The following is a 21,099-nucleotide window of genomic DNA, read 5'->3' as shown; positions in this document are numbered from 1 at the left end:
ATGCGTCGGGGACGCGCGGTCACGCCTCCCAGACGGGTGCGACGTACCGTCGTCCCCACCCGTCGCGCATGCGGGTGATCGCGCGGTCGAACGCGCCGAGCAGGTCGATGCTCGGGCGGACCATGGCCTGGAGCTGCAGGCCCTCGTAGAGCGCGATGAGCTGCTCCGCGCCGCGAGCCGGCTGCATCGTCTGCGGTTCACGGCCCGCCTCGATGTCGTCCACGAGGCTCTGCTGGATCACCAGGTGGAACTGCCGGTAGCGGTGCTGCAGCATCGGCGCGAGCGCGTGGCCCGGCGTCGCCGCGATGCTGAGGAGCGCGACGAGGAACCGCATGAGCGACGGCTCCGCCGCGTTGTCCGCCATGATCGCCCGCACGAGCCGGATCGTGCCGTGCGACCGCGCGGTCGGGAGGAGCGGGGTCATCCGTGCGCTGTTCCACCGGTCGAGCGTGGCCAGGACCAGACCGTCCCAGGACGGGAAGTGGTGGCGCAGCGCCTCGAGCGTCAGGCCCGCCTCGGCGGCGACCGCCTCGGCCGTCACCTCGTGGAAGGCCGTCGTCTGGAGGACGCGGATCATGCCGTCGATGATCTGGACCCGCGAGTCGGCGGCGATCTGCCGGTCGGCCTGCGCGGCGTCGGAGGCCGTGTGCTGGTCGGTGCCGCGGCTGCCGGGTTCGTCCGTGCCGAACTCGTCGGTGTCGTGCGTCTTGCTACGCAGCGTCCCGAGCGGCAGGTGCAGGTGGCTCTGGATGTCGGTCACGGGCTCCTCGCGGTGTCGCCGGGCGGACGCCTCCGGACGGCTCCGCTCGTGCTCCCATTCGAGCGCCTCCGCGCGGTCGCCGCCAGGCCCAGAACTGGGGCGGCTGCGCCGGTTCCGCGACGTCCGTCGAGTACCGCTGCGCGGTGCGCTCACGCGACCACGGTCCTCCAACGACGAAGCGGATGACCGGTGTGGACCACCGCGGCCATCCGCTTCGTTCTCGGGGTGAGTAACGGGGCTCGAACCCGCGACCTCCTAGACCACAACCAGGCGCTCTACCAGCTGAGCTATACCCACCATGTCGCGTCCGGGGCGTGGAACGCGGCTCACCGATTGTAGTACACACGGGAGGCCCGGCGAACCACCGCCTGCGGGTCGCGCCCGTCATCCGGCCGGGTCGCGCGCATAGAATCGGCCTCGGCCCGCGCCTGCGAGGGATGCGGCGACGAGCACGACCACGACGGGACTGGCAATGACGGGCACGATCCACGACGACATCACCCAGGCGTTCGGCAACACGCCCCTGGTCCGCCTCAACCGGTTGCCCCGTCCCGGCAGCGCCGAGGTGCTCGCGAAGCTCGAGTTCTACAACCCCGGTGCGAGCATCAAGGACCGACTCGGTGTGGCGATCATCGACGCCGCCGAGGAAGCCGGCGACCTGCAGCCCGGCGGCACGATCGTCGAGGGGTCGAGCGGCAACACCGGCATCGCCCTCGCACTCATGGGAGCAGCGCGCGGCTACCGGGTCGTCATCACGATGCCGGACACCATGAGCATCGAGCGTCGCGCCGTCATGCGTGCCTACGGTGCCGAGATCGTGCTCACCCCCGGGTCGGAGGGCATGAAGGGCGCCGTCGCTCGCGCCGCCCAGATCGTCGACGAGACCCCGGGAGCCGTCCTCGCGCACCAGTTCGAGACGGCCGCGAACGCCGCGATCCACCGGCGGACCACCGCACAGGAGGTCCTCCGCGACACCGACGGCAAGGTCGACGTCTTCGTCGCGGGCGTCGGCACCGGCGGGACGATTACCGGCGTCGGGAACGTGCTCAAGGAGCAGGTGCCGGGCGTGCAGATCGTCGCCGTCGAGCCGGCGGACTCCCCACTGCTCACCAAGGGGACCGCGGGGCCGCACAAGATCCAGGGGATGGGCGCGAACTTCATCCCCGAGGTGCTCGACCGCTCCGTGATCGACGAGGTGTTCGACGTCGAGCTCGACGACGCCCTGCGCGTGGCCCGTGCCCTCGCCACGGATGAGGGCATCCTCGCGGGCATCTCGTCCGGCGCCATCATCCACGCTGCGATCGAGATCGCCGCCCGGCCCGAGAACGCCGGCAAGCGCATCGTCGCGATGGTGTGCGACACCGGCGAGCGGTACCTGTCGACCGTGCTGTTCCAGGACCTGGTTGCGTGACTGACCGTCCCGGAGGCGTCGTTCGGCGCGGCGGGTCCGTGGCTCGGGGTGCGTCTGCGGTTGGTGCTGCGGGTGCTGGTGCTGGTGCTGGTGCTGGTGCGGGTGCTGGTGCTGGTGCTGCGGGTGCTGCGGGCGCTGCGGGTGCGGGTGCGGGTGCTGCGGGCGCTGGTGCTGCGGGTGCGGGTGCGGGCGCTGGTGCTGCGGGCGCTGCGGGTGCTTCCGGTGCTGCGGCTTCCGGTGCTCGACACCGGTCCGAGGTCCCGGCGCCCGAGGCAGCGGCGGAGACCCCGGGCGTCGCCGTTGACGATTCAGGAAACGGGGTGCTTCCCCGGGCCTCCGGCTCTCGGACCCGCGTCGGCATCCTGAATCGTCTGCGCGAGGACGTGGCCACCGCCCGGCGCAACGACCCCGCGGCGCGCGCCGACGGTGAGGTCGCGGTGCTGTACTCGGGCCTCCACGCCGTGTGGGGGTACCGGATCGCGCGGCGCCTGTGGCGAGCTCGCGGTCTGCCCGGATCGCGTTTCGGGGCCCGGCTGCTGTCGCAGATGGTGCGAACGGCCACCGGGATCGAGATCCATCCGGGTGCGCGCATCGGTCGGCGGTTCTTCATCGACCACGGGATGGGAGTGGTGATCGGCGAGACGGCGGTCATCGGCGACGATGTACTGATGTACCACGGCGTCACCCTCGGCGGGAAGGGCGGCGGCCAGGGGCAACGGCACCCGCGCATCGGCGACCGAGTGATGCTCGGTGCGGGCGCGGTGGTCCTCGGTTCGATCACCGTCGGGTCTGATTCGGTGGTGGGTGCGGGAACGGTCGTGACGCACGACGTGCCTCCCGGCTCGCTGGTCACGGGCCAACCCGGCGTCGCGCGTCCGCGTCGGCGCTGACGGGCTGGCTGCTCGCGGCCGGGAGCGGGTTCCGCCCAGCGGCAGGTGATTGCAGTGCAGCTGGCGAGGGAAGGGCTGCGTGAGCGACGGGATGGGCCGTGAGGCGGCGAACACGCTCACACGGTGCCTCGCGCGCACCCGATCGTGCCGGCCCTCCGTCTACCGGGGCTCGGTATCGCGGCTACCAGGTGGGTGCGGGGCGGGGACCGCTGCGGCGGAGGTGCCACCGTCGCCGAGCACCGGGGGTCTCCCGCACCGCGCGCACCCATGCTGAACGGCGCCCGTGCGAGCGCGTCCTCGAGGCTCGCTCGACGGCGGCGACCACTTGCGGCCAGAGCGTCGGGATCATCCGCGCGGACACCCGAAGCGGGACCAGACCTGACGCGGCGATCGTGAGGTCCTTCCGCCGGTCTCGCTCGAACGTGGCCTCGTGGAAGGCACGACCGTCGATCTCGAGTGCGACAGCACCGTTGACGAGGAGGTCGACGCGTTCGCCGGTCGGGAGAGGGAGTTGGGGACGGACGGCGTGGCCCGCTCGGCGGAGTCTGGTCCTGGCGATGCTCTCCGGGTAACTGTCGCAGCGGGGATCCGCCCAGTCGAGGACGCCGCGAGCGTCTTCCGGGAGCGAGCCGACCGCGGCCAGGACGTCGCCGCGCGTCAGTGCGCCGGAGTGCATGGCCCAGTCGAGCAGTGCGACGGCCTCGTCGAACGGAGCGTCCACGATCGCGCGGGCGAGTGCGTCACGAGGATGGACTGCCCACTCCGAGCCGCGGTCCTGCACCCGCGGCGGGTCGTACACGACGCGGACACCACGTCGGGGCCGGAGACGGGCGGCGTTCCGCGGAACGGAGACCGTGATCGGCGCCGGTGTGCGGCGCCCGTCAGCGCTCCATGGCAGCAGCGGGGCCAGTGCGATGAAACCGGTGAGCCGGCCCCCGACGCGGACGGCGACGAACCGTGGGTCCTCGGGCGCCCAGGTCGAGTACCACCCGCGGCGCGGGCGGCGGACGGTGCCGGTCCTGACGGCAGCGGTCAACTGTCGGTCGCGCACTCCTGCGCCGACCAGGTCGCGTCGGTGCAGGAGCCCGCCCGCCGCGGAGACGAGGTGTTGGACGTGGTTCATCTCGTCGATGGTGCCGGGTCGCCTCGGCTTCGTGCTCGCTCCCGGAGGAACCCGGGGATGACCGCCGTGTCGACCATGCTGTGGAGGGGGCACAGAGCGCGGGCTTCGTTGCTCGCTCAGGAACGGGCCTCCCGGTTCCGGCCGTTCCGGCGGTCTGGAGGCCGTTTTCCTGACTTGTCGACGATGAGATCGGCTGGCGGGCTGGCCAGCTGGCCGGGTGGTCGGCTGGCCGGCTGACTCGCGGCCCGGCTGGCCGGCTGGCTCGCGGCCCGGCCGGGCCGCCGGCAGGGCGAGCGGCGATGCCGGCGGGGCGAGCGGCGATGGCGGCGGGGCGGGGTGGTGGCGGCCGTTGTGTGGGCACGCGGGGACGGTGTGACGGGCGGGCACAGTGTCCGGGGGCGTCGGCCGGTCCGGCGGGAGACGGCGCGAGCAGGCGGGGCGTGCGACTCCAGAGCGCGGGTGAGCGATGGAGGAACGTCGCGAAGGGCCGGGCCAGCGTCGGTGGTGTGCGGCAGGGTCGGGGCATGGACGGGCCCGGACTGCACGCGACGGCATTGCGCGTCGCCGCGGGGCTGCCGGCCGTGACGCAGGGGCAGCCGTTCGGCGAGGGAGCTGAGGTCTTCAAGGTCGTCGGCAAGGTGTTCGCCATCGTCAGCGAGCTCCGCGGCACTCCGATCGTCTCCCTGAAATGCCGGCCGCCACACGCAGCGGCGCTCGTTCGGGATCATCCGGAGATCACGCCCGGGTACCACTTGAACAAGCAGCACTGGATCACGGTCGCGCCGGGTGCGGGGGTCGACGAGGTCCTGGTGGAGGATCTGGTCGGCAACTCGTACGACCTCGTGGTCGCCGGGTTGCCTCGGCATCGGCGGCCGCTGGATCCCTGGCGCCGCGGGGACGTCGGCGACTCGCGGCCAGCTCCCGACAGCGCGGGATGAACCGAGTCACGTGGGGCGTCGGGTCCCGAGCGGGCGGGCGGGTCCTCCGTGCGTTCGTGACTGTGCCGTCGTGACCGTGCCGTCATGACCGCACGTCAGAGCGAGGCCGGGACCCCCGAGAGCACCTTCCGGGCGACCGCCTCGATCTTGTACGGGAGCCCGCGGCCGCCCTCGAGGAGCACGACCGCTTGATCCCGCCCGAGGCCGGCGAACACATCCGCGACCGTGATGCCGTGTGCAGGCCGGTCGAAGCGCTCGATCCGATCACCGGCTTGGACGGCTCCGGACCGGACCACGCGCAGGTAGGCGCCGGTGCGGTTGGCGTCCGTGAAGGTCCTCACCCACTTGTCCACCTTCATGCGGCGAGCGAACGTCGCGCACGGGACCCGCGGCAGCGTCACCTCGAGCACGAGACCATCGCCGACCCGCCAGCGCTCGCCGACCACAGCGGTGCTGACCTCGATCCCGCTCGTCCGGAGGTTCTCACCGAACAGGCCAGGCTCCACCGGACGCCCGAGCACCGTACTGAAGTAGGCCGCGTCCTCGTCCGCGTACGCGTAGACGGCCTGGTCTTCGCCGCCGTGGTGCTTGCGGTTCGCCTGGACGTCGCCGTGGAGGCCGAGTGGACGCACCCGCAACGGATCGGTCACCGGCCGCTTGTCGATCGCGGTCACGCCGACCGTCCCGGAGTCCGGGATGAGCTGGTGCACGCGGCAGACGGCCGTGACGAAGGGCATGTCGCCATCGTTCCGCCATCCGGGCTCACGATCAACCTCGCGGCGTTGCCGACACCGCCGGCAGGGCGGGCGTTGTCGACGCTGCGGACAGAGCGAGCGTGGCTGTGGCTGTGGCTGTGGCTGTGGCGGTTGCAGTCGGCAGGGAAGGCGTCTCCGCCGCGCACGCGGCCCGCGCTCCGGTCAGCTGACTCGACCGGACGCCGGAGCGACCGCTCGCGCCCGACCCCGGCTCCGGACCCCGCTCGTGCCGCGGCCCTGATTCCGGTCCGCGACCTCGAGCGTCACGACGATCGCCGCCAACAGGATGGCGGTCAGCACCAGCGAGAGCTGCGGGAGGAACGCGCTGAAGCCGGCTGCCAGGGTGAGGACGACCACGAGGGCGCTGGTGGGCCTCCCGAGCGTCGGCCGGAGCGCGAGCGCCCAGACGGCGAGCACGAACGCGGCGACCGGCACCGAGATGGTCGCGGCGGCCGCAGCTGGAGCGAGGCGCGCAGTGCCTTCGCTGGCGGCGATCGCGACCTCGATCCCGGCTGGCATCGCGGCGGCGGCAGCGAACACGACGTAGTGACCGTAGCCGAAGGCCAGAGCCCTCGGCAGTGAGGTGATCCGGTCGTGCTGGCTGCGCGCGAAGGAGATCCACCACATCGCCGCCACGATGACGAGACCCGCGCCGGCCAGGGCCAGCAGGGGCCCGATGCGCTCCGACGCCGCCACGGCCCCGATCACCGCGTTGGCGCTCGCGACCAGGCCCTCGCCCAGGACGATGAGCGTGAAGAGGCTGTATCGCTCCGCGATGTGCCGGGTGTGCCACGGGGTGGTGTCCGTGCGCTCCGCGACGACGGGGACGGCGAGCTCGGCGACGACGAGCAGGAGGAACGTCAGCGTCGACGCGAGATCGGCCAACACCGTGACGCGGAGGACCCAGAGCACCTGCACCACGGTGATCCCGACGGCGTACTCGAGCGCGGTGCGGCGGTACCGCGTGTGCGCCGACGCCGCCCGGAGCCACTGGCTCACCATGGCGAGGCGCATCACCACGTAGCCCATGGTGGCGACGAAGTCGTCACCGTGCTCGATCGCCGGTCCGATGCCGGCCGCCAGGACGAGCACGCCGGCCATCTGCACGAAGGTGGTGACGCGGTAGAGCCAGTCGTCCGTGTCGAACGACGTGGCGAACCACGTGAAGTTGACCCAGGCCCACCAGATCGCGAAGAACACGAGGACGTAGCCGGTGACTGCGTCCGCGAGGTGACCACGCACCTCGAGGTGATGCAAGTCCGTCGCCGCGAAGGACACCGCGACGACGAACACGAGGTCGAAGAACAGCTCCAGCGGACTGGCTGCTCGGTGGGCTTCGGTCGGGTCACGGGGCACCATCCGCCGCAGGCCGGCGGCAGGCCACCGTCGCGTCGGGCTGTTCGGGATCGTCACGGTGTCATAGTGGCAGCGCCGGGGGCGGTGCAGGGGTGGCGGAACGTGCCGCCGTGGACAGCGCGGCACGGCGACGACCTGTGGAGGGAGCGCCGTAACATCCGCCCGCCAGGAGGCCCGGCTGGCGTCAAGCCTGGGAGGTCGCCGCCGGCACTGCGGCGAGCGCCTCGCCGGAGACGGTGTCACTCAAGGCCCCGCCGCCAGCCCGGCCGCTCGCGGTACCGCCGCCAGCCCCGCCGCTCGCGGCCCCGTCGCTGGCGGAGTGCGCGGAGTGCGCGGAGTGCACCGACCCAGTTGGCGTGGCGGAACGACCGGAGGGCGCGGGCAGGGGCTCGACCTGTGCGACCCGCTCGAGCGCGTCGAGTGCCCCTGCGATGGCACGCAGGTCGCCGTCGTCGAGATCAGCGAGCAGCTGCGACACGATGCCCGCGCGTTCGTGACGTGCCTCGTGCACGGCTGCGACACCCGCGGGGGTGGCCGTTATGACGGACGCGCGGCCGTCGAGTGGATCCGTGACCCGTTCGATGAGCCCGCGCGCGTCGAGGTCGCTGAGCACCCGCGTCATCGTCGGCTTCGTGACGACCTCGTGTCGGGCGAGGTCGCCGGGCCGCAGCGGACCGAGCCGCACGATCGTCGACAGCGCCGACAGCAGGCCGTAGCTCAACGCGCCGGTGCCGGGCCGTGCCCTCCGATTGATGCGTCCGACCGCCACGGCCAGGCGCGCGGCGACGTCGCCGCGGTCGATCGGGGTCTCGGTCATGCACGCGCTCCGTCGGTCACCGGGTCCTTGGTCGTGGCGATGGTACCGGTGTCGCCGTCGGCGTGCACGTATCGCTTGCCTCGGATGAGCGAGGCGATGGCGGCCACGACGGACATGATCGCGGCGGCGGCGAAGACCACGACGAGTCCGTGGTGGAACGGCCCGGAGATGAGCTGCGGGAAGAACTCCTTGCCCGTGAGGGTCGCGGCGTCGACGCCCGGACGATGCAGCACCCCGGACGGCCCGAGCAAGTTGCCGATCGGGTTGTACCCGAGGAACGCAGCGAACAGCGAGCCCACGGGCGGGGTCTGGCCGATCTGCTCCGCCACCGTCGAGGGCACGCCGTGGGCGCTGAGGCCCCGCGTGAGCGTCGCAGGCAGCGTGGTCGACAGTCCGGCGATCATGAGCGAGAAGAAGATGCCGATGGACAGCGAGGTCCCGGCGTTCTGCACGGTGCCCGCCATGCCGGACGCCGCACCGCGCTGGTGCTTCGGCACGCTGTTCATGATCGCGCTGCGGTTCGGAGCGCCGAACATGCCCGAGCCCAATCCGCTCAGACCGGTGATGATCGCGAAGAGCCAGTACGGGAAGTCGACCGGGATGAGCAGGAGCGCGACGAAGGTCCCGGCGACCACGACGAGTCCGGTGGTGGCGAAGGCACGTGCGCCGAACCGGTCGGACAGGGTCCCCGAGAGCGGCCCCGCGATGAGGAAGCCGATGGTGATCGGCAGCATGTAGATGCCGGCCCAGAGCGGCGTGTCCTCGTAGGAGTAGCCGTGCAGCGGCAGCCAGATGCCCTGCAGCCAGATGATGAGCATGAACTGCAGGCCGCCGCGACCGACCGAGGCGAGCAGACCAGCGAGGTTCGCCATCGCGAACGCCCGGATGCGGAACAGCCCGAGGTCGAACATCGGCTGGGCGGATCGGAGCTCGATGACGACGAACGCGATGAGCATGAGCACGCCGAGACCGATCGCTCCGTCGACCCAGGGGTTGGTCCACCCGGTCGCGCTGTTCCCGTAGGGCTGGATCCCGTACGTGATGCCCGCGAGGACCGCGGTGAGTCCGGCGGCGAACGTGAGGTTGCCCGGGATGTCCAGTCGCCCGGGGTTCTTCGTCCCCACCTCGTGCAGCGACTTGTAGGACCAGATGGTGCCGATGATGCCGATCGGGACGCTCACGAAGAAGACCGCCCGCCAGTCGACCACGGCGAGCAGACCGCCGACGATGAGGCCGATGAACGACCCTGCGATCGCCGCGACCTGGTTGATGCCGAGCGCCATGCCGCGCCGGTGCGCCGGGAACGCGTCGGTGATGATCGCCGTCGAGTTGGCGAACAGCATCGCACCGCCCACACCCTGCACGAGTCGCCAGATGATGAGCCACATGGCTCCGGATCCGCCGGTCCAGGGGTCGAGCGCCAATGCCACGGACCCGAGCGAGAACACGACGAACCCGAGGTTGTAGATGCGAACCCGGCCCAGCATGTCGCCGAGTCGCCCGAATCCGACCACGAGGACGGCGGTCACGAGCATGTAGCCCATGAGCATCCAGAGCAGGTAGCTCACGTTCCCCGCGCCGAGCGGGTTCAACCGGATGCCCTTGAAGATCGCGGGCAGCGAGATGATCACGATCGACGAGTTGATGGTCGCCATGAGCATGCCGAGCGTGGTGTTGCTCAGCGCGATCCACTTGTAGTGGGGGTGGTCCTTGGTGAACAGGGCCGGGCGGGCTGTGGTCAACGTGCTGCCTCCGACACGATTGGTTAGCTGTTGTGAACCAATCATACGGCCGGGAGGCCCGGGTCGGCCTCCCGAGGCGACGTCACCTCGAGCAACCGTCACGCAGGGAGCAGATGCACCGCCTCGGTCGCGAGTTCGGCCGCGATCGCGTCTTCTGCGGCCGTCGCCGCCCGGAGAGCGCGCAACTGCTCCGTCATCCCCGCCCAGTCCACGAGCCGATCGAGGTCCCGTAAGCGGAGGCGGAAGGCCAGTCCGTCCATCGTGTCGCGACACACCCGCACCAGCGAGGCGTTGCCGCAGGCGTCGACGAACATCCCGAACAGGGCCAGCGCGTCACGGTTCGCCCCGAGGACGTCGTGGTTCGCCATCTCGACGATCGTGGTGTCGAGGGCGGCGAGCACCCGAGCACGTTCCTCGCGGGACAGTCGTGGCACCGCGAGACGCACCACACCACCGAGGAGCACCCCCAAGGTCTGGAGGGCCTCGATCACCTGGGTGGGATCCGGCCGCGTCACGCGGGTGTAGCGGTTCGGCGCCATCTCGACGAGACCGGCGCGGGCGAGCTGACTCAGGGCTTCCCGGATGGGGGTGCGGGACACACCGAGCCAGGCGATCAGGTCCTCGTCGTTCAGGCGCTCGCCCGGCTCGAGAGTCCCGTCCATGATGGCCTCGTGGATGCGGTCGCGGACGGTGTCGCGGAGGAGCCGGTGATGCGCGGGCGGCGTCACGGGAACGGGCATGGCGGATCTCCCTCGTCGGGTTCGAGTACCGCGATGCTACCTGATATGTGACGTGGCGGATGCTGATGTCACCCGCCGAGCAGGTCCAGCGTCACCCGGTCCTCCTCGCCGCCGTACCAACGGTCCAGCACGGCGCGGAACGGTGCCGCGTCCTCCGCCACGTGCGCGAACAGCGTCATCGAGGACCGGAGCTTCACCGCGTCGATCTCACCGAGCAGCGCGATCGCGTCGCGGGCGGGCGCTTCTGCGACGACGGTCGCCGCGGTGCGCAGGCGTGGACCGAGGACGGCATGCGTGAGGTAGGCCCGTGCCTCCCGCTGCGAACCGATGGCGAACCGCACGGCGGTCGCGCTCTTGCCGAGGCCGGCGATCTGCGGGAACACGAACCACATCCAGTGCGAGCGCTTGCGGCCGGCGCGGAGTTCGGCGAGCGCCTGCTCGAAGACGCCGGCCTGCGCGCGCGTGAAGCGCTCGAGGTCGAAGGGGTCGGCATCCTCGTCGGTGGTGCTCATCGGACGAGGCCTCCCCATGCGTACTCGACGTCGACGCCGTCCCCGACGAGCAGACGGTCGGGCACGCGGTCGAGCAGACGGGGGAACCCGACGACGTCGGGCAGGTCGCCGCGGAGTTCCTCTGCCCGGGCGGCACGCAGCTGCCAGGGAGCGTGCGAGCGCCGCCACCACGACGTGACGCCGAGGTGGCGGGCGTGGACACCCGGGCGGTGCGTGAGAGCGACCGACAGCGCGTCCGGGGTGACCCCTCCGGCAGCACGGACCCGGACCGACGCTGACGCGCCGCCGTGCCGTCGGCGGGTGCGGTGGGCGAGGACGTCCCCGTCGCGCCGTGATCCCGCTCGCGCTGCCGTGTAGGGCACGCCGAGCCCGATGCGCGCTGCGAGCACGGCCGGCACGTGTTGCGTGGCCACGGTCAGGTAGGTCGTTCCGTGTCGACCGGCGTCGTCGACGGTGGGCACCTCGACGGTGATCTCCGTCAGGCGACCGAGCGGCCCGGGCGGCGGCAGCGGCGGCACCGTGGTCCGGCGGAACTCGTACGCCGTCAGTGACACCCATGCGCTCCCGTCGATCCGGTCCGGCTCGGTCCGCGGTGGCACGAGGCTGGCCACCGTGTCCGCGTCCATCCGCCAGGACGCGAACACCACGTCCGCCCAGCGGTGCGCGGTGACGGCTCGGTGCGGGAGCGGCGCGGCCGTCTGCGCCACGAGGACGTCGGCGAGGGCGTCGAGCTCCTGGGGTCCGTTCGTCATGGCCTGCTGTCCATACCGACGCGGAGGCCCCACCGCACGAGGGGCACCTGCAGCGGGAGGCGCAGCAGGGCCGCCACGCGCATCCGTCGCTGCGAGCGCGGGTCGTCGAGCAGGTCACGCGCCATCTTGAGGTTCGCGGGGAAGACCGCGACGAAGAGCGCGGCAGCCGCGAATCCGCCGATCCGCCGGGTGCGTGGCACCGCCAGCGCCGCCGCCACCGCCACCTCGGCGACGCCCGAACCGATCGTCGTCGCACGAGTCGGCAAGGCCTCCGGCACGATCCCGTCGTACACACGGGGACGGAGGAAGTGGGTCACGCCGGCCCCGGCGAGCAGGATCGCGAGTCCGCGAGCCGTCGTGGCCGCGCGGCGCGCGCGTCGTGTTCGTCGCATCAGGCCATCCTGGACCGGTCGGCTGTGCTGCATCGGAATCCGAATCGGCCCGTGCGAGCGGGGCGGCCCGAGCGAGCGGGGCGGCCCGAGCGACCGGGGCGGCCCGAGCGACCGGGGCGGCCGGAGCCGCCGCGGCGCCCGGAAGGCACGGATTCCGCTGCGCAGGTCACGTCAGCGCTGTCGCCACGAGGTCGAGCACCACATGGGCGATCTCGGCCTTCGATCCCGACGCCTCGCGCACCACGTCGCCTCCGGCAGCCAGGACCTCGACGGCGTTGTGGCCACGCTCGAACCCGTGGTCCCAGCCGACCCGGTTCACCACGAGCAGATCGGCGGGCTTGCGGGCCAGCTTGTCGCGGGCCAGGTCCAGGCGAGCGGCGCGGTCGGGCTCGGTCTCGGCCGCGAACCCGACGACGAGCTGGCCCGCACGGCGCGCCGCCACGAGGTCGGCGAGGACGTCGGGGTTCCGGACGAGTTCGAGCGTCAGGTGGTCGCCCGCGTCCTCTTTCTTGAGCTTCGATGGTCGGACCTCGGCCGGGCGGAAGTCTGCGACGGCCGCCGTCATCACGACGACGTCAGCGGCCACCGCGGCGGCGTGGACGGCATCGGCGAGCTCGAGGGCGGTGCCCACCCGGATGACCTCGACCGGGAGTGCATCGGGCGCGTCGTCCATGGCCGCGAGCACCGCGTCCTCGATGTTCGCCGCCACGAGGGTCACGACGGCTCCCCGGCGCGCTGCCTCGGCCGCGATCGCGACTCCCTGCCGCCCGCTCGAGCGGTTGCCGATGTACCGCACGGGGTCAACCGGCTCACGGGTGCCGCCCGCACTCACCACGACGTGGTTGCCCGACAGGTCCCCGCGTCGGGCGTCGGGGTGCACCGCGGTCTCGGGCGCGGTGGGCGACTCGTCGACATGGGGGACGGGAGCGGTCGGTGTCCACCCGTGGCGGGCCTCCCGGCTGTCGGCCGCGGTGGTGACCGTCGTCGCAGCGGACGGCTCGTCGCGTCCACGCGTTCCGCTCGCGGGCAGGACGGCGAGCGCTGCCGCGACGATGTCGTCGGGCTCGCTCATGCGCCCGATCCCCGAGTCCTCGCCGGTGAGCGGCCCGTCCTCCGGACCGACGACGTGGACGCCCCGCTCCCGCAGGGTGGCGACGGACGCGCGGGTTGCGGGGTGGTCCCACATCTGCGGGTGCATCGCTGGCGCCACGACGACCGGTGCTGTCGTCGCGAGCAGGGTCGTTCCGAGCAGGTCTCCGGCCAGTCCCGCCGCGGTCCGTGCCAGGAAGTCGGCCGTGGCCGGTGCGACGACGACGAGGTCCGCGCGGCGGCCGAGCGCGACGTGGCGGACCTCCGCGACCTCCTCGAACACGCTCGTCGACACGGGGTTACGGCTGATGGCCTCGAGTGTGGGCAGTCCGACGAAGCGCAGTGCTCCTTCGGTCGGGACCACGTGGACGTCGTGTCCGAGCCGTACGAACGCCCGCACGACTCCGACGGCCTTGTACGCCGCGATGCCGCCGGTGATGCCCACGACGATCGTCCGACGCTGCTCGGACTGTGACACGGTCGACCTCCGCTCTGGCGGGGCCGATCCCCGCCCGGCCGACGGTACCAGCGGGCAGGGAGCGGCAGGCCGTCCTCCACAACGCATCGCTCTCTCCACAATGCGCGCTGTGTCAGGCGTCCGCTGAGCCTGGCAGGGACGTTCGGGCGCCATCGCGTCCACATGCTGCTCGACGTCGAGGCGCGTCCACAGGTGGGCGGGCGAGCCCCGGACGTCGTGCGGCGGGTGCGATGATCGACGCATGTGCACCGTCGTCGTCCGGGTCGAACCCGACACCGCGTGGCCGGTCACCCTGCTCGCACTGCGGGACGAGGACCCGTCCCGTCCCTGGGACCCCCCACGCGCCTGGTGGCAGGACCGCGGCGACGACGTGGTCGGTGTCCGGGATCGGACGGCAGGGGGCGCGTGGCTCGCAGCGTCCGCTCCTCGCCGAGCCCTCGCGGTCGTCCTCAACCGCGCCGAGCCCGTGCCCGCGACGGACGGCGGTTGGGCGACGCGGGGGTGGCTTCCGCTCGACGCCGTCACGGGGGCCACCCGGGCGGGCGAGCGGCCGACCGAGCGCTCCTACAACCTGGTCCACGCCACGCCGCAGGGGGTGCGCGTGACGTCGTGGGATGGTGCACGCGTCCTCACGCGAGGACTCGGACCGGGCGTCCACGTCGTGACGGAAGGCGCTCCGGACGACGTCGCGCTCCCACGGATCGCTCGGTGGCTCGATCCCTTCCGCGACGCATCGGCTCCGGTCGGCCCGCCACCGTCGATCGAGCCACTCCTCGCGGCGGAGGCGCCGACGACGGGGCTCGGGGCCGATTGGGAGGACTGGTTCGCAGTGCTCCGTTCGGGTGCCGACGTCGCGCCGGACCGACCGGACGCGATCCTCCGTGACGATCTCCGCGCCGACGGCCGATTCGCGACCCTGTCGGTCGTCGCCGCGGCCGTCGGACCGTCCGGCGTGGTCCTCGAGCACGCGCGGTTGGCGACGCCCGGGAGGCTCGGCACGCGTTCCTGATGCTCCCGCGCCTTCCCGTCGGATCGCGGAATTCTGGCGTACTGAACCGGTTGTAGGATCATGCAAACGCATTGATCCGTCTGGAGGACTTCATGGGTGGCAGCGCATTCGGCAACATCAGCGGTGGTGGCGCGGGACCCGGGCGTCCGGTCGACGTCCCGCCCGCGGCGCCGGACCGGGTCGGAGCGGTCCAGCTCGGGCTCGACACGTTCGGTGACGTGACCGAGACGACCGCGGGTGTCCGTCTGACCCAGGCCCAGAGCATCCGCAACGTGGTTGAGCAGGCGGTCCTCGCCGACCAGGTGGGCGTCGACTTCATCGGGGTCGGTGAACACCACCGCGTCGACTTCGCCGTCAGCGCACCCGAGGTCGTCCTGGCGGCCATCGCCGCGCGCACCGAACGGATCCACATGGGCTCCGCGGTCACGGTGCTGAGCTCAGACGACCCGGTGCGCGTCTACGAGCGGTTCGCGACCGTCGACGCGCTGTCCAACGGGCGCGCCGAGGTCGTGCTCGGCCGCGGGTCCTTCACCGAGTCGTTCCCGCTCTTCGGATTCGACCTCGCAGACTACGAGACCCTCTTCGAGGAGAAGCTCGAGCTCTTCGCCGAGGTCCTCAAAGAGGGACCGGTCAGCTGGTCCGGCACGAAGCGCGCCCCGCTCCACGAGCAAGAGGTCTGGCCGAAGACCGAACACGGCCGCATCCCGACGTGGATCGGAGTCGGGGGTTCGCCGCAGTCCGTGATCCGGGCGGCGAGCTACGGGTTCCCGCTGTTCCTCGCGATCATCGGCGGTCAGCCCGCTCAGTTCGCACCGTTCTCGCGCCTCTACCGACAGGCGCTCGACCAGTTCGAGCTCCCGCAGCAGCCGATCGCCATGCACTCGCCAGGGTTCGTCGCAGCGACGGACGACGAGGCGGCCGAGCTGTTCTACCCGTACCACAAGGACGTCACGGATCGGCTCGGACGTGAGCGCGGGTGGCCGCCCTTCGACGAGTCGCAGTACCGCGCTGGCCTGTCGGCGGGCGGTTCCCTCTACGTGGGATCGCCCGAGACGGTCGCGAAGAAGATCGCGCGAAACATGCGCATCCTCGGGGTCTCGCGCTTCGATCTCCGTTACAGCACCGGTCGACTCCCGCACGAACACATGATGCGGTCGATCGAGCTGTACGGCACGAAGGTCAAGCCGCTCGTCGAGGAGATGCTCGCTGAGGAGGTCCCCGCGGTCTGACCGGGGCGCCACCGGCCTCCCTGGAATGGTGATCCGTGACCAAACCCGGAGGCGGAGGGCACCGAACACAAACCAGGGGCGAGCCGCGTCGAGCTGTGTCATGCAGACGGCCGTCCGCTCGTGCCCGCGTGCACCGGATCCGATGACCCGAACTCGGGTCCGGTGCGCCTCCTCCCGTACGGCGGATGTGACAACGCGGCGGCGGTGACCCTCGTGCGTCCGTCCGGCCGCGCCCCGCGGCGCCCCGGTAGCATCCAGCGATGGCCCACACGTCCAGCCGACGAGACCGCTCAGCGCGCGAGGAGCGGTTCCGCGGACGGATCCTCGGCGTCGGGACCACGTCCGGGCACCGCATCGTCGTCGGGATGTGGCAGGACTCCCCGTTCCGGCACTTCACCGACGTGTTCGTCGAGTTGCCCGACGGCAGCAGCCTGCTCCTGGCGCCGGACGAACTCGTCGAGCGGTACGTGTCGAGCACCTACCGGTTCGACGCGACCCGGGTCGTCGATGTGCACCTCGTTCGAACCACACGTGGCCTGGAGCTCGATGCCGGACCGCTCCACCTCGAGGTCACCGTCGGCGCGATCACACCCCTCGGCCGGTTGCTCCGGCTCGTTCCGCGGAGGATCGCCACCGATCCCCGATGGCTCGCGATCGTCGATCCGGTCGCGCGCCTGCTGGTGCGCGGGGCGGGGACCGCGGGCTCTGCCGGGGGAGGCCGGCGTGAGTACTACGGCGTGACCGGCGCTCATGCGGTGACCGCGGTGACGGGCACGTGGGACGGCGCTGACCTCGGCACCCTGACACCGCTCGACCCGCCGGTCCGGTTCGGCTTCGCCTCCATGCCCGCCACGCCCCAGGTCGTCGACGTCGAGACCGTGATCCGCGGGCCGGGTGTGGGGACCGACTGACTCGCCGCACGCCCGGGAGGTCCCGGGGAACTCCGCTGGCGACACACCCGACCGAGCAGACCGGATTCAGGAGGATCGGTGCCGGGCTGGTGTCGAGCCTCCCGGCTGACGCGGTTTTCCTGAGTTGTCGGCGCTGCCGAGGAGGCGGGGCGACGGGGTCAGGCGCGGCCCTGCCGGCCGTTCCGTGGCGTCACGTGGGTTGGTCTCGACGCGCCGCCTCGGCTGATCTGCCGCCTGCGGTCGACGATTCAGGAGGATCGGTGCCGGTCGGGTGCCGGGCCTCCCGGCTGGCGTGGTTTTCCTGAGTTGTCGGTTGATCTGCCGCCTGCGGTCGACGGTTCAGGAGGATCGGTGCTGGGCGGGTGCTGGGCCTCCCGGCTGGCGCGGTTTTCCTGAGTTGTCGGTTGATCTGCCGCCTGCGGTCGAGGGTTCAGGAGGATCGGTGCCGGTCGGGTGCCGGGCCTCCCGGCTGGCGCGGTTTTCCTGAGTTGTTGGTTGATCTCCCGCCTGCGGTCGACGGTTCAGGAGGATCGGTGCCGGTCGGGTGCCGAGCCTCCCGGCTGGCGCCGTTTTCCTGAGTTGTCGGCGCTGCCGAGGAGGCGGGGCGACGGGCTCAGGCCTCGGTCCTCCGAACGTTCCGCGGTCGTCACGTAGTTGGTCTCGACGCGCCGCCTCGGCTGATCTGCCGCCTGTGGTCGACGGTTCAGGAGGATCGGTGCCGGGCGGGTGCCGAGCCTCCCGGCTGGCGCGGTTTTCCTGAGTTGTCGGCGCTGCCGAGGGAGGGGGCCCAGATCAGCACAGACGACAGCCGCGCCTCCGGGAACCGCGGTCCCCGGCGCCGCACCCCGGGAGCCGAACCCCGCGAGCCGCGAGCCGCGGAGCCGCGCCGGCGGGGATCCGGGCAGCCACCCCGTCAACCGACCGCGCGCGCCTGCCCGACGAGCACGACCAACACCACCACGAGGCCGACGAGGACCATCGCGCCCTCGAGAGCCGCGAGCGTCGCGAGCCGGTGCCGCACGTGCCGGACGGCGAACCGCACGACGAGCATGGCGACGAACAGCGCGAGCACGAGCACGAGGCCGGTCCATCCCACGGCGGGCACGAGCAGCCCCATGAGCCACATCACGAGCCCGACGACGATCGCGGTGATGGCGCCGACCACGACCCAGATCGTGCCGTCCGAGGTCGTCAGGGCCGGCTGGTTCCGGACCAGGGTCGGGTCGTCATCGTGCGGACCGGTCATGGCCGGGACCGTACTCCCGACGCCGTCGACCGGGCCCAGATCCCCGAGTCGGTGGACCACCGCCAGCGGGCCGGTCCGCGTCCGCCTCTGCCTACGGCGGCCCCATCAGCCACAGCACCGCGATGAGCACCGGCTGCCCGACGAGCGCCCCGCTGACCATGATCCATCGTGCCCACGGCCGCGCGACGAGTTCGGGCGACCCCGTCAGCGGCGCGAGCGGCATGAGGAGCCGCGGGGTCGAGGCCATGGGGATCGACACGGCGAACACGTACAGCGCGTACGCGGCCGCGAACACGACGGTGACGAGCCCGAGCTCGCGCGTGGACCGCCGGGACAACCACACGCCGTACGCGACGGCCATGGCGATGACGAGCAGCACCCCGCCGACACCGACCCAGCGGGCCGCGGTGAGGAACCAGGGCGAGAGCGGCACGAAGTGCACCCGACCGATGAAGTTGACCCACCACGACATCTCGGTGTCGAGGTACGCGTTCGGCCGGCCGGTGGCATGCGACGCGATGACCGGCCACGCGACACCTGCGGCGGCGGTGACGAGTCCGGTCCCGATGACGGTGAGTCGCTCGCGCACGGGGAACGACCCGCGGTCCCGGACGTACCGGACGAGGGCGACCACCCCGAGTGTGAGGGGGATCGCCAGCTCGCCGGGACGGGTGAACGCCGCCACCACCGAGAGCAGGGTGAGCGGCAGGTACCGCCGCCGCTGCATGGCGAGGAGGGCACCGAACACGAGCGCCAGGAACATGCTCTCGGCGTACCCGACCTCGAGCAGGAACGAGAGCGGCCCGAGGCAGAAGAAGAACACGGCCCACAACGCGGCGGTGCCGCCGGCGCGCTCACGGACGAGCGCGTGCAGCAGGTATGCGGCGACGAGGCCGGCGATGGTGGCGATGAGCGGCGCGCCGATCCGGAACGGGAGGCCCGTGGAGGCCGTCAGCATCCGGATCGTGAACGGGAACGCCGGCAGGAACGCCCAGTTGTTCTGCATGACGTGCCCGAGGGCGTCCGTCGGGAGCACGGACGGGTACCCGTGCAGGGAGATGTCCTCGTAGTACTGGCCGTCCCAGCTCGTCAGGAACGTCAGGAACCCGTGGTCGTTGCCGCGGATGGCGTTCGCCGGCTGCGCCCGCACGATGAGCGGGTACACCAGGGCGAGCCACGTGGTCGACAGCATCCGCGACGCCGCGAACAGGACGAGGATCGCCGCCCATGCGGGTGTGCTGACGGCGAGGTCGGCGAGGCGGTTCCGGGAGGGACGGGCGACGACCGAGACGGCGGCGGGCCGAGCGGGGCGCTCGAGTTCGTCGGGGCCCCTCATGCAGCCACCTCACCGCAGGTGGGTGGCACCCTCCGAGCAGACCTCACGCCGCCACGATAGACGGCGTTCCTGGGGGGACCGCCGGGGCACGCGCGTCGGACTACGCTCGAACGGAGATGAGCGAGGCGACGACGCAGGCGCAGACCGGACGACGGCGACGGAGCGCGACGGCCCTGGCCGTCCTCGTCGCGGGCACGTACTTCATGGAGCTGCTCGACGGCACGATCGTCAGCACGGCGGCGCCGGCGATCGGGCGGGACCTCGGCGTCGACTCGGCGGCGGTCGGCATCGCGATCACGGCGTACCTCGTGACCCTGGCGGTCCTCATCCCCGTGAGCGGATGGGTGACGGACCGGGTGGGGTCGCGCACGGTGTTCCTCGGCGCGATCGTCGTCTTCACCGCCGCGTCGGGGTTGTGCGCCGCGGCGGACTCGCTCGCGACCCTGACGGCATGGCGGGTCGTCCAGGGTCTCGGTGGCGCGCTCATGGTGCCGGTCGGGAGGCTCGTGGTGCTCCGGAGCGCGGGCCGCGACCGCCTCGTGACCGCCATCGCGATCCTCACGTGGCCGGCGTTGGCCGCACCGATCGTCGCGCCGTTCCTCGGCGGGGTGCTCGTGGACGCGCTGTCCTGGCACTGGATCTTCCTCGTGAACCTGCCGATCGGCGCGGTCGCACTCGTCGCCGCGGCCGTCCTCGTGCCGCAGGAGCGTGGCGCCGAGCGGGTGCCCTTCGACTGGGTGGGCGCGGTGCTGGCGTGTCTCGGGCTGGGCGGCCTCGTGGTGATGGCGTCGCTGCTGTCCCTCACACACGTGCCGGTGGTCGCCGCGACGGTCGCGGGCGTCGTCGGGGCGGTCTGCTGCTGGCTCGCGGTGCGACACCTCCGCCGGGCGGACCACCCGATCCTCGGGCTCGACGCACTGCGGCTCGAGACCTTCCGGGTGTCGCATGCCGGGGGCTCGCTGTTCCGGCTCGGTGTGTCGGCGGTGCCGTTCGTCCTGCCGCTGTTGTTCCAGGACGCCTGGGGCTGGTCCGCGGTCGCGGCGGGTTCCGCGGTGTTGTTCGTGTTCGTCGGCAATCTCGGGATCAAGCCGACGACGGCGCCGCTCCTCCGCGCGTTCGGGTACCGGCCGGTCGTCATCGGCTCGACGGCGACGGCCGCGGTGTCCGTCGTGCTCATGACGTTCCTGACGCCGACGACGCCGTTCTGGGTGCTCGCGGTCCTGCTCGTGGTGAGCGGTGCCGCACGTTCTGTGGGGTTCACGGCGTACAACACGATCGCGTTCGCGGACGTCGAGCCCACGGCGATGACCCCGGCGAACACGCTCTCGTCGACGTTGCAGCAGGTGGCCGCCGGGTTCGGCGTCGCCGTGGCCGCGGTGGTGCTCCGCGCTGCGGCAGCGCTCGGCAGCCCGGGGTCCTCCGTGCCCTACGACGCCGCGTTCGTCGTCATCACGGTGCTGCTCGCGGCAGCGTGCCTCGAGGGCGTGCTCATGAGCCGCGACGCCGGGTCAGCGGTGCGTCCGGCTCGCCGCGCGGCCGCCCGCTGAGCGGAGGCACGACGAGTGGCGCGCCGCCGAGTGGTGCGCGCCGCGGGAGGATCCGCACCACCGGGC

General features: G+C 72.0%; 21 protein-coding genes and 1 tRNA gene. 8 read left to right on the top strand and 14 right to left on the bottom strand.

All coding sequences use genetic code 11. The annotated features are described in order from the left end of the window. Positions 1 to 19 precede the first annotated feature (19 nt). Positions 20 to 760 (bottom strand): TetR family transcriptional regulator C-terminal domain-containing protein, encoded by a 741-nt coding sequence (locus DEI92_RS15200; protein ID WP_111014106.1) that lies wholly within the window; start codon positions 758 to 760, stop codon positions 20 to 22. 224 nt (positions 761 to 984) lie between these two features. After that, a tRNA-His gene (locus tag DEI92_RS15195) sits at positions 985 to 1,057 on the bottom strand. 175 nt (positions 1,058 to 1,232) lie between these two features. Here DEI92_RS15195 and cysK point away from each other — a divergent pair. The 3 genes from cysK to epsC are packed head-to-tail and all read left to right on the top strand — an operon-like array spanning position 1,233 to position 3,061. Next, complete coding sequence (gene cysK / locus DEI92_RS15190; RefSeq protein WP_111014105.1) at positions 1,233 to 2,171, top strand: cysteine synthase A; 939 nt, start codon at positions 1,233 to 1,235, stop codon at positions 2,169 to 2,171. A 48-nt stretch (positions 2,172 to 2,219) separates the two neighbouring features. Continuing rightward, entirely contained in the window at positions 2,220 to 2,537 is a 318-nt protein-coding gene (locus DEI92_RS16615) for a hypothetical protein (protein ID WP_181434972.1), read from the top strand. 17 nt (positions 2,538 to 2,554) lie between these two features. After that, positions 2,555 to 3,061, top strand: a complete 507-nt coding sequence (gene epsC, locus DEI92_RS15180; protein WP_258370234.1) for a serine O-acetyltransferase EpsC — start codon at positions 2,555 to 2,557, stop codon at positions 3,059 to 3,061. Positions 3,062 to 3,242: 181 nt separating this feature from the next. Here the strand turns inward: epsC and DEI92_RS15175 are convergent, their stop codons facing one another. After that, on the bottom strand, positions 3,243 to 4,184 hold the full coding sequence (locus DEI92_RS15175; protein WP_111014104.1) for a glycyl-tRNA synthetase: 942 nt from the start codon (positions 4,182 to 4,184) through the stop codon (positions 3,243 to 3,245). A 524-nt stretch (positions 4,185 to 4,708) separates the two neighbouring features. Here DEI92_RS15175 and DEI92_RS15170 point away from each other — a divergent pair. After that, positions 4,709 to 5,122, top strand: a complete 414-nt coding sequence (locus DEI92_RS15170; protein ID WP_111011621.1) for an MmcQ/YjbR family DNA-binding protein — start codon at positions 4,709 to 4,711, stop codon at positions 5,120 to 5,122. 95 nt (positions 5,123 to 5,217) lie between these two features. Here DEI92_RS15170 and DEI92_RS15165 read toward each other — a convergent pair whose 3' ends face one another. The 9 genes from DEI92_RS15165 to DEI92_RS15125 all read right to left on the bottom strand — a co-directional run bounded on the left by DEI92_RS15165 (position 5,218) and on the right by DEI92_RS15125 (position 13,755). Then, entirely contained in the window at positions 5,218 to 5,859 is a 642-nt protein-coding gene (locus tag DEI92_RS15165; RefSeq protein WP_111014103.1) for an MOSC domain-containing protein, read from the bottom strand. A 180-nt stretch (positions 5,860 to 6,039) separates the two neighbouring features. Then, positions 6,040 to 7,290, bottom strand: a complete 1,251-nt coding sequence (locus tag DEI92_RS15160; protein ID WP_258370233.1) for a low temperature requirement protein A — start codon at positions 7,288 to 7,290, stop codon at positions 6,040 to 6,042. Positions 7,291 to 7,417: 127 nt separating this feature from the next. After that, entirely contained in the window at positions 7,418 to 8,050 is a 633-nt protein-coding gene (locus tag DEI92_RS15155) for a MarR family winged helix-turn-helix transcriptional regulator (RefSeq protein ID WP_111014101.1), read from the bottom strand. Continuing rightward, entirely contained in the window at positions 8,047 to 9,792 is a 1,746-nt protein-coding gene (locus tag DEI92_RS15150) for an MFS transporter (RefSeq protein ID WP_258370232.1), read from the bottom strand. The genes DEI92_RS15155 and DEI92_RS15150 overlap by 4 nt, the downstream gene beginning before the upstream one ends. Before the next feature lie 98 nt (positions 9,793 to 9,890). Then, positions 9,891 to 10,532 carry a GntR family transcriptional regulator gene (locus DEI92_RS15145; protein ID WP_111014099.1) on the bottom strand — a complete coding sequence of 214 codons (642 nt, stop codon included), beginning with the start codon at positions 10,530 to 10,532 and terminating at the stop codon, positions 9,891 to 9,893. A 68-nt stretch (positions 10,533 to 10,600) separates the two neighbouring features. Further along, on the bottom strand, positions 10,601 to 11,044 hold the full coding sequence (locus DEI92_RS15140; protein ID WP_111011616.1) for a DUF1810 domain-containing protein: 444 nt from the start codon (positions 11,042 to 11,044) through the stop codon (positions 10,601 to 10,603). After that, positions 11,041 to 11,796 carry a DUF2071 domain-containing protein gene (locus tag DEI92_RS15135; RefSeq protein ID WP_111014098.1) on the bottom strand — a complete coding sequence of 252 codons (756 nt, stop codon included), beginning with the start codon at positions 11,794 to 11,796 and terminating at the stop codon, positions 11,041 to 11,043. Before DEI92_RS15135 ends, DEI92_RS15140 begins: the two co-directional genes overlap by 4 nt. Next, a complete protein-coding gene (locus DEI92_RS15130; RefSeq protein ID WP_111011614.1) occupies positions 11,793 to 12,188 on the bottom strand; it encodes a hypothetical protein in 396 nt (131 codons plus the stop codon). Before DEI92_RS15130 ends, DEI92_RS15135 begins: the two co-directional genes overlap by 4 nt. A 166-nt stretch (positions 12,189 to 12,354) precedes the next feature. Continuing rightward, positions 12,355 to 13,755, bottom strand: coding sequence for a phosphopantothenate--cysteine ligase family flavoprotein (locus DEI92_RS15125; RefSeq protein ID WP_258370231.1), 1,401 nt, complete (start codon positions 13,753 to 13,755; stop codon positions 12,355 to 12,357). 241 nt (positions 13,756 to 13,996) lie between these two features. On the opposite strand from DEI92_RS15125, the gene DEI92_RS15120 reads away from it, so the two are divergent. From DEI92_RS15120 to DEI92_RS15110, 3 genes are all read left to right on the top strand, one after another. Beyond that, positions 13,997 to 14,764 (top strand): NRDE family protein, encoded by a 768-nt coding sequence (locus DEI92_RS15120; RefSeq protein WP_111014096.1) that lies wholly within the window; start codon positions 13,997 to 13,999, stop codon positions 14,762 to 14,764. Between the two features lie 71 nt (positions 14,765 to 14,835). Then, on the top strand, positions 14,836 to 15,993 hold the full coding sequence (locus DEI92_RS15115) for an LLM class flavin-dependent oxidoreductase (RefSeq protein WP_258370230.1): 1,158 nt from the start codon (positions 14,836 to 14,838) through the stop codon (positions 15,991 to 15,993). Positions 15,994 to 16,253: 260 nt separating this feature from the next. Then, positions 16,254 to 16,904, top strand: coding sequence for a hypothetical protein (locus tag DEI92_RS15110; RefSeq protein WP_111014094.1), 651 nt, complete (start codon positions 16,254 to 16,256; stop codon positions 16,902 to 16,904). A 913-nt stretch (positions 16,905 to 17,817) separates the two neighbouring features. On the opposite strand, the gene DEI92_RS15105 is transcribed toward DEI92_RS15110, so the two are convergent. Next, positions 17,818 to 18,150, bottom strand: a complete 333-nt coding sequence (locus tag DEI92_RS15105; protein ID WP_146244130.1) for a hypothetical protein — start codon at positions 18,148 to 18,150, stop codon at positions 17,818 to 17,820. 91 nt (positions 18,151 to 18,241) lie between these two features. Then, complete coding sequence (locus DEI92_RS15100) at positions 18,242 to 19,486, bottom strand: mannosyltransferase family protein (protein ID WP_111014092.1); 1,245 nt, start codon at positions 19,484 to 19,486, stop codon at positions 18,242 to 18,244. A 116-nt stretch (positions 19,487 to 19,602) separates the two neighbouring features. On the opposite strand from DEI92_RS15100, the gene DEI92_RS15095 reads away from it, so the two are divergent. Beyond that, complete coding sequence (locus tag DEI92_RS15095) at positions 19,603 to 21,033, top strand: MFS transporter (RefSeq protein WP_111014091.1); 1,431 nt, start codon at positions 19,603 to 19,605, stop codon at positions 21,031 to 21,033. Positions 21,034 to 21,099 lie beyond the last annotated feature (66 nt).

This window comes from Curtobacterium sp. MCBD17_034 (genome assembly GCF_003234515.1).
Lineage (GTDB): Bacteria > Actinomycetota > Actinomycetes > Actinomycetales > Microbacteriaceae > Curtobacterium.
This window is presented reverse-complemented; position numbering and strand designations above follow the sequence as displayed.

What these genes read in the sequence shown, in the direction of transcription:
- DEI92_RS15095 (WP_111014091.1), top strand. Translation starts at nt 19,603, where the DNA reads ATGAGCGAGGCGACGACGCAGGCGCAGACCGGACGACGGCGACGGAGC.
- DEI92_RS15155 (WP_111014101.1), bottom strand. Translation starts at nt 8,050, where the DNA reads ATGACCGAGACCCCGATCGACCGCGGCGACGTCGCCGCGCGCCTGGCC.
- DEI92_RS15135 (WP_111014098.1), bottom strand. Translation starts at nt 11,796, where the DNA reads ATGACGAACGGACCCCAGGAGCTCGACGCCCTCGCCGACGTCCTCGTG.
- DEI92_RS15110 (WP_111014094.1), top strand. Translation starts at nt 16,254, where the DNA reads ATGGCCCACACGTCCAGCCGACGAGACCGCTCAGCGCGCGAGGAGCGG.
- DEI92_RS15130 (WP_111011614.1), bottom strand. Translation starts at nt 12,188, where the DNA reads ATGCGACGAACACGACGCGCGCGCCGCGCGGCCACGACGGCTCGCGGA.
- DEI92_RS15140 (WP_111011616.1), bottom strand. Translation starts at nt 11,044, where the DNA reads ATGAGCACCACCGACGAGGATGCCGACCCCTTCGACCTCGAGCGCTTC.
- DEI92_RS15100 (WP_111014092.1), bottom strand. Translation starts at nt 19,486, where the DNA reads ATGAGGGGCCCCGACGAACTCGAGCGCCCCGCTCGGCCCGCCGCCGTC.
- DEI92_RS15145 (WP_111014099.1), bottom strand. Translation starts at nt 10,532, where the DNA reads ATGCCCGTTCCCGTGACGCCGCCCGCGCATCACCGGCTCCTCCGCGAC.
- DEI92_RS15105 (WP_146244130.1), bottom strand. Translation starts at nt 18,150, where the DNA reads ATGACCGGTCCGCACGATGACGACCCGACCCTGGTCCGGAACCAGCCG.
- DEI92_RS15175 (WP_111014104.1), bottom strand. Translation starts at nt 4,184, where the DNA reads ATGAACCACGTCCAACACCTCGTCTCCGCGGCGGGCGGGCTCCTGCAC.
- DEI92_RS15165 (WP_111014103.1), bottom strand. Translation starts at nt 5,859, where the DNA reads ATGCCCTTCGTCACGGCCGTCTGCCGCGTGCACCAGCTCATCCCGGAC.
- DEI92_RS15120 (WP_111014096.1), top strand. Translation starts at nt 13,997, where the DNA reads ATGTGCACCGTCGTCGTCCGGGTCGAACCCGACACCGCGTGGCCGGTC.
- cysK (WP_111014105.1), top strand. Translation starts at nt 1,233, where the DNA reads ATGACGGGCACGATCCACGACGACATCACCCAGGCGTTCGGCAACACG.
- DEI92_RS15170 (WP_111011621.1), top strand. Translation starts at nt 4,709, where the DNA reads ATGGACGGGCCCGGACTGCACGCGACGGCATTGCGCGTCGCCGCGGGG.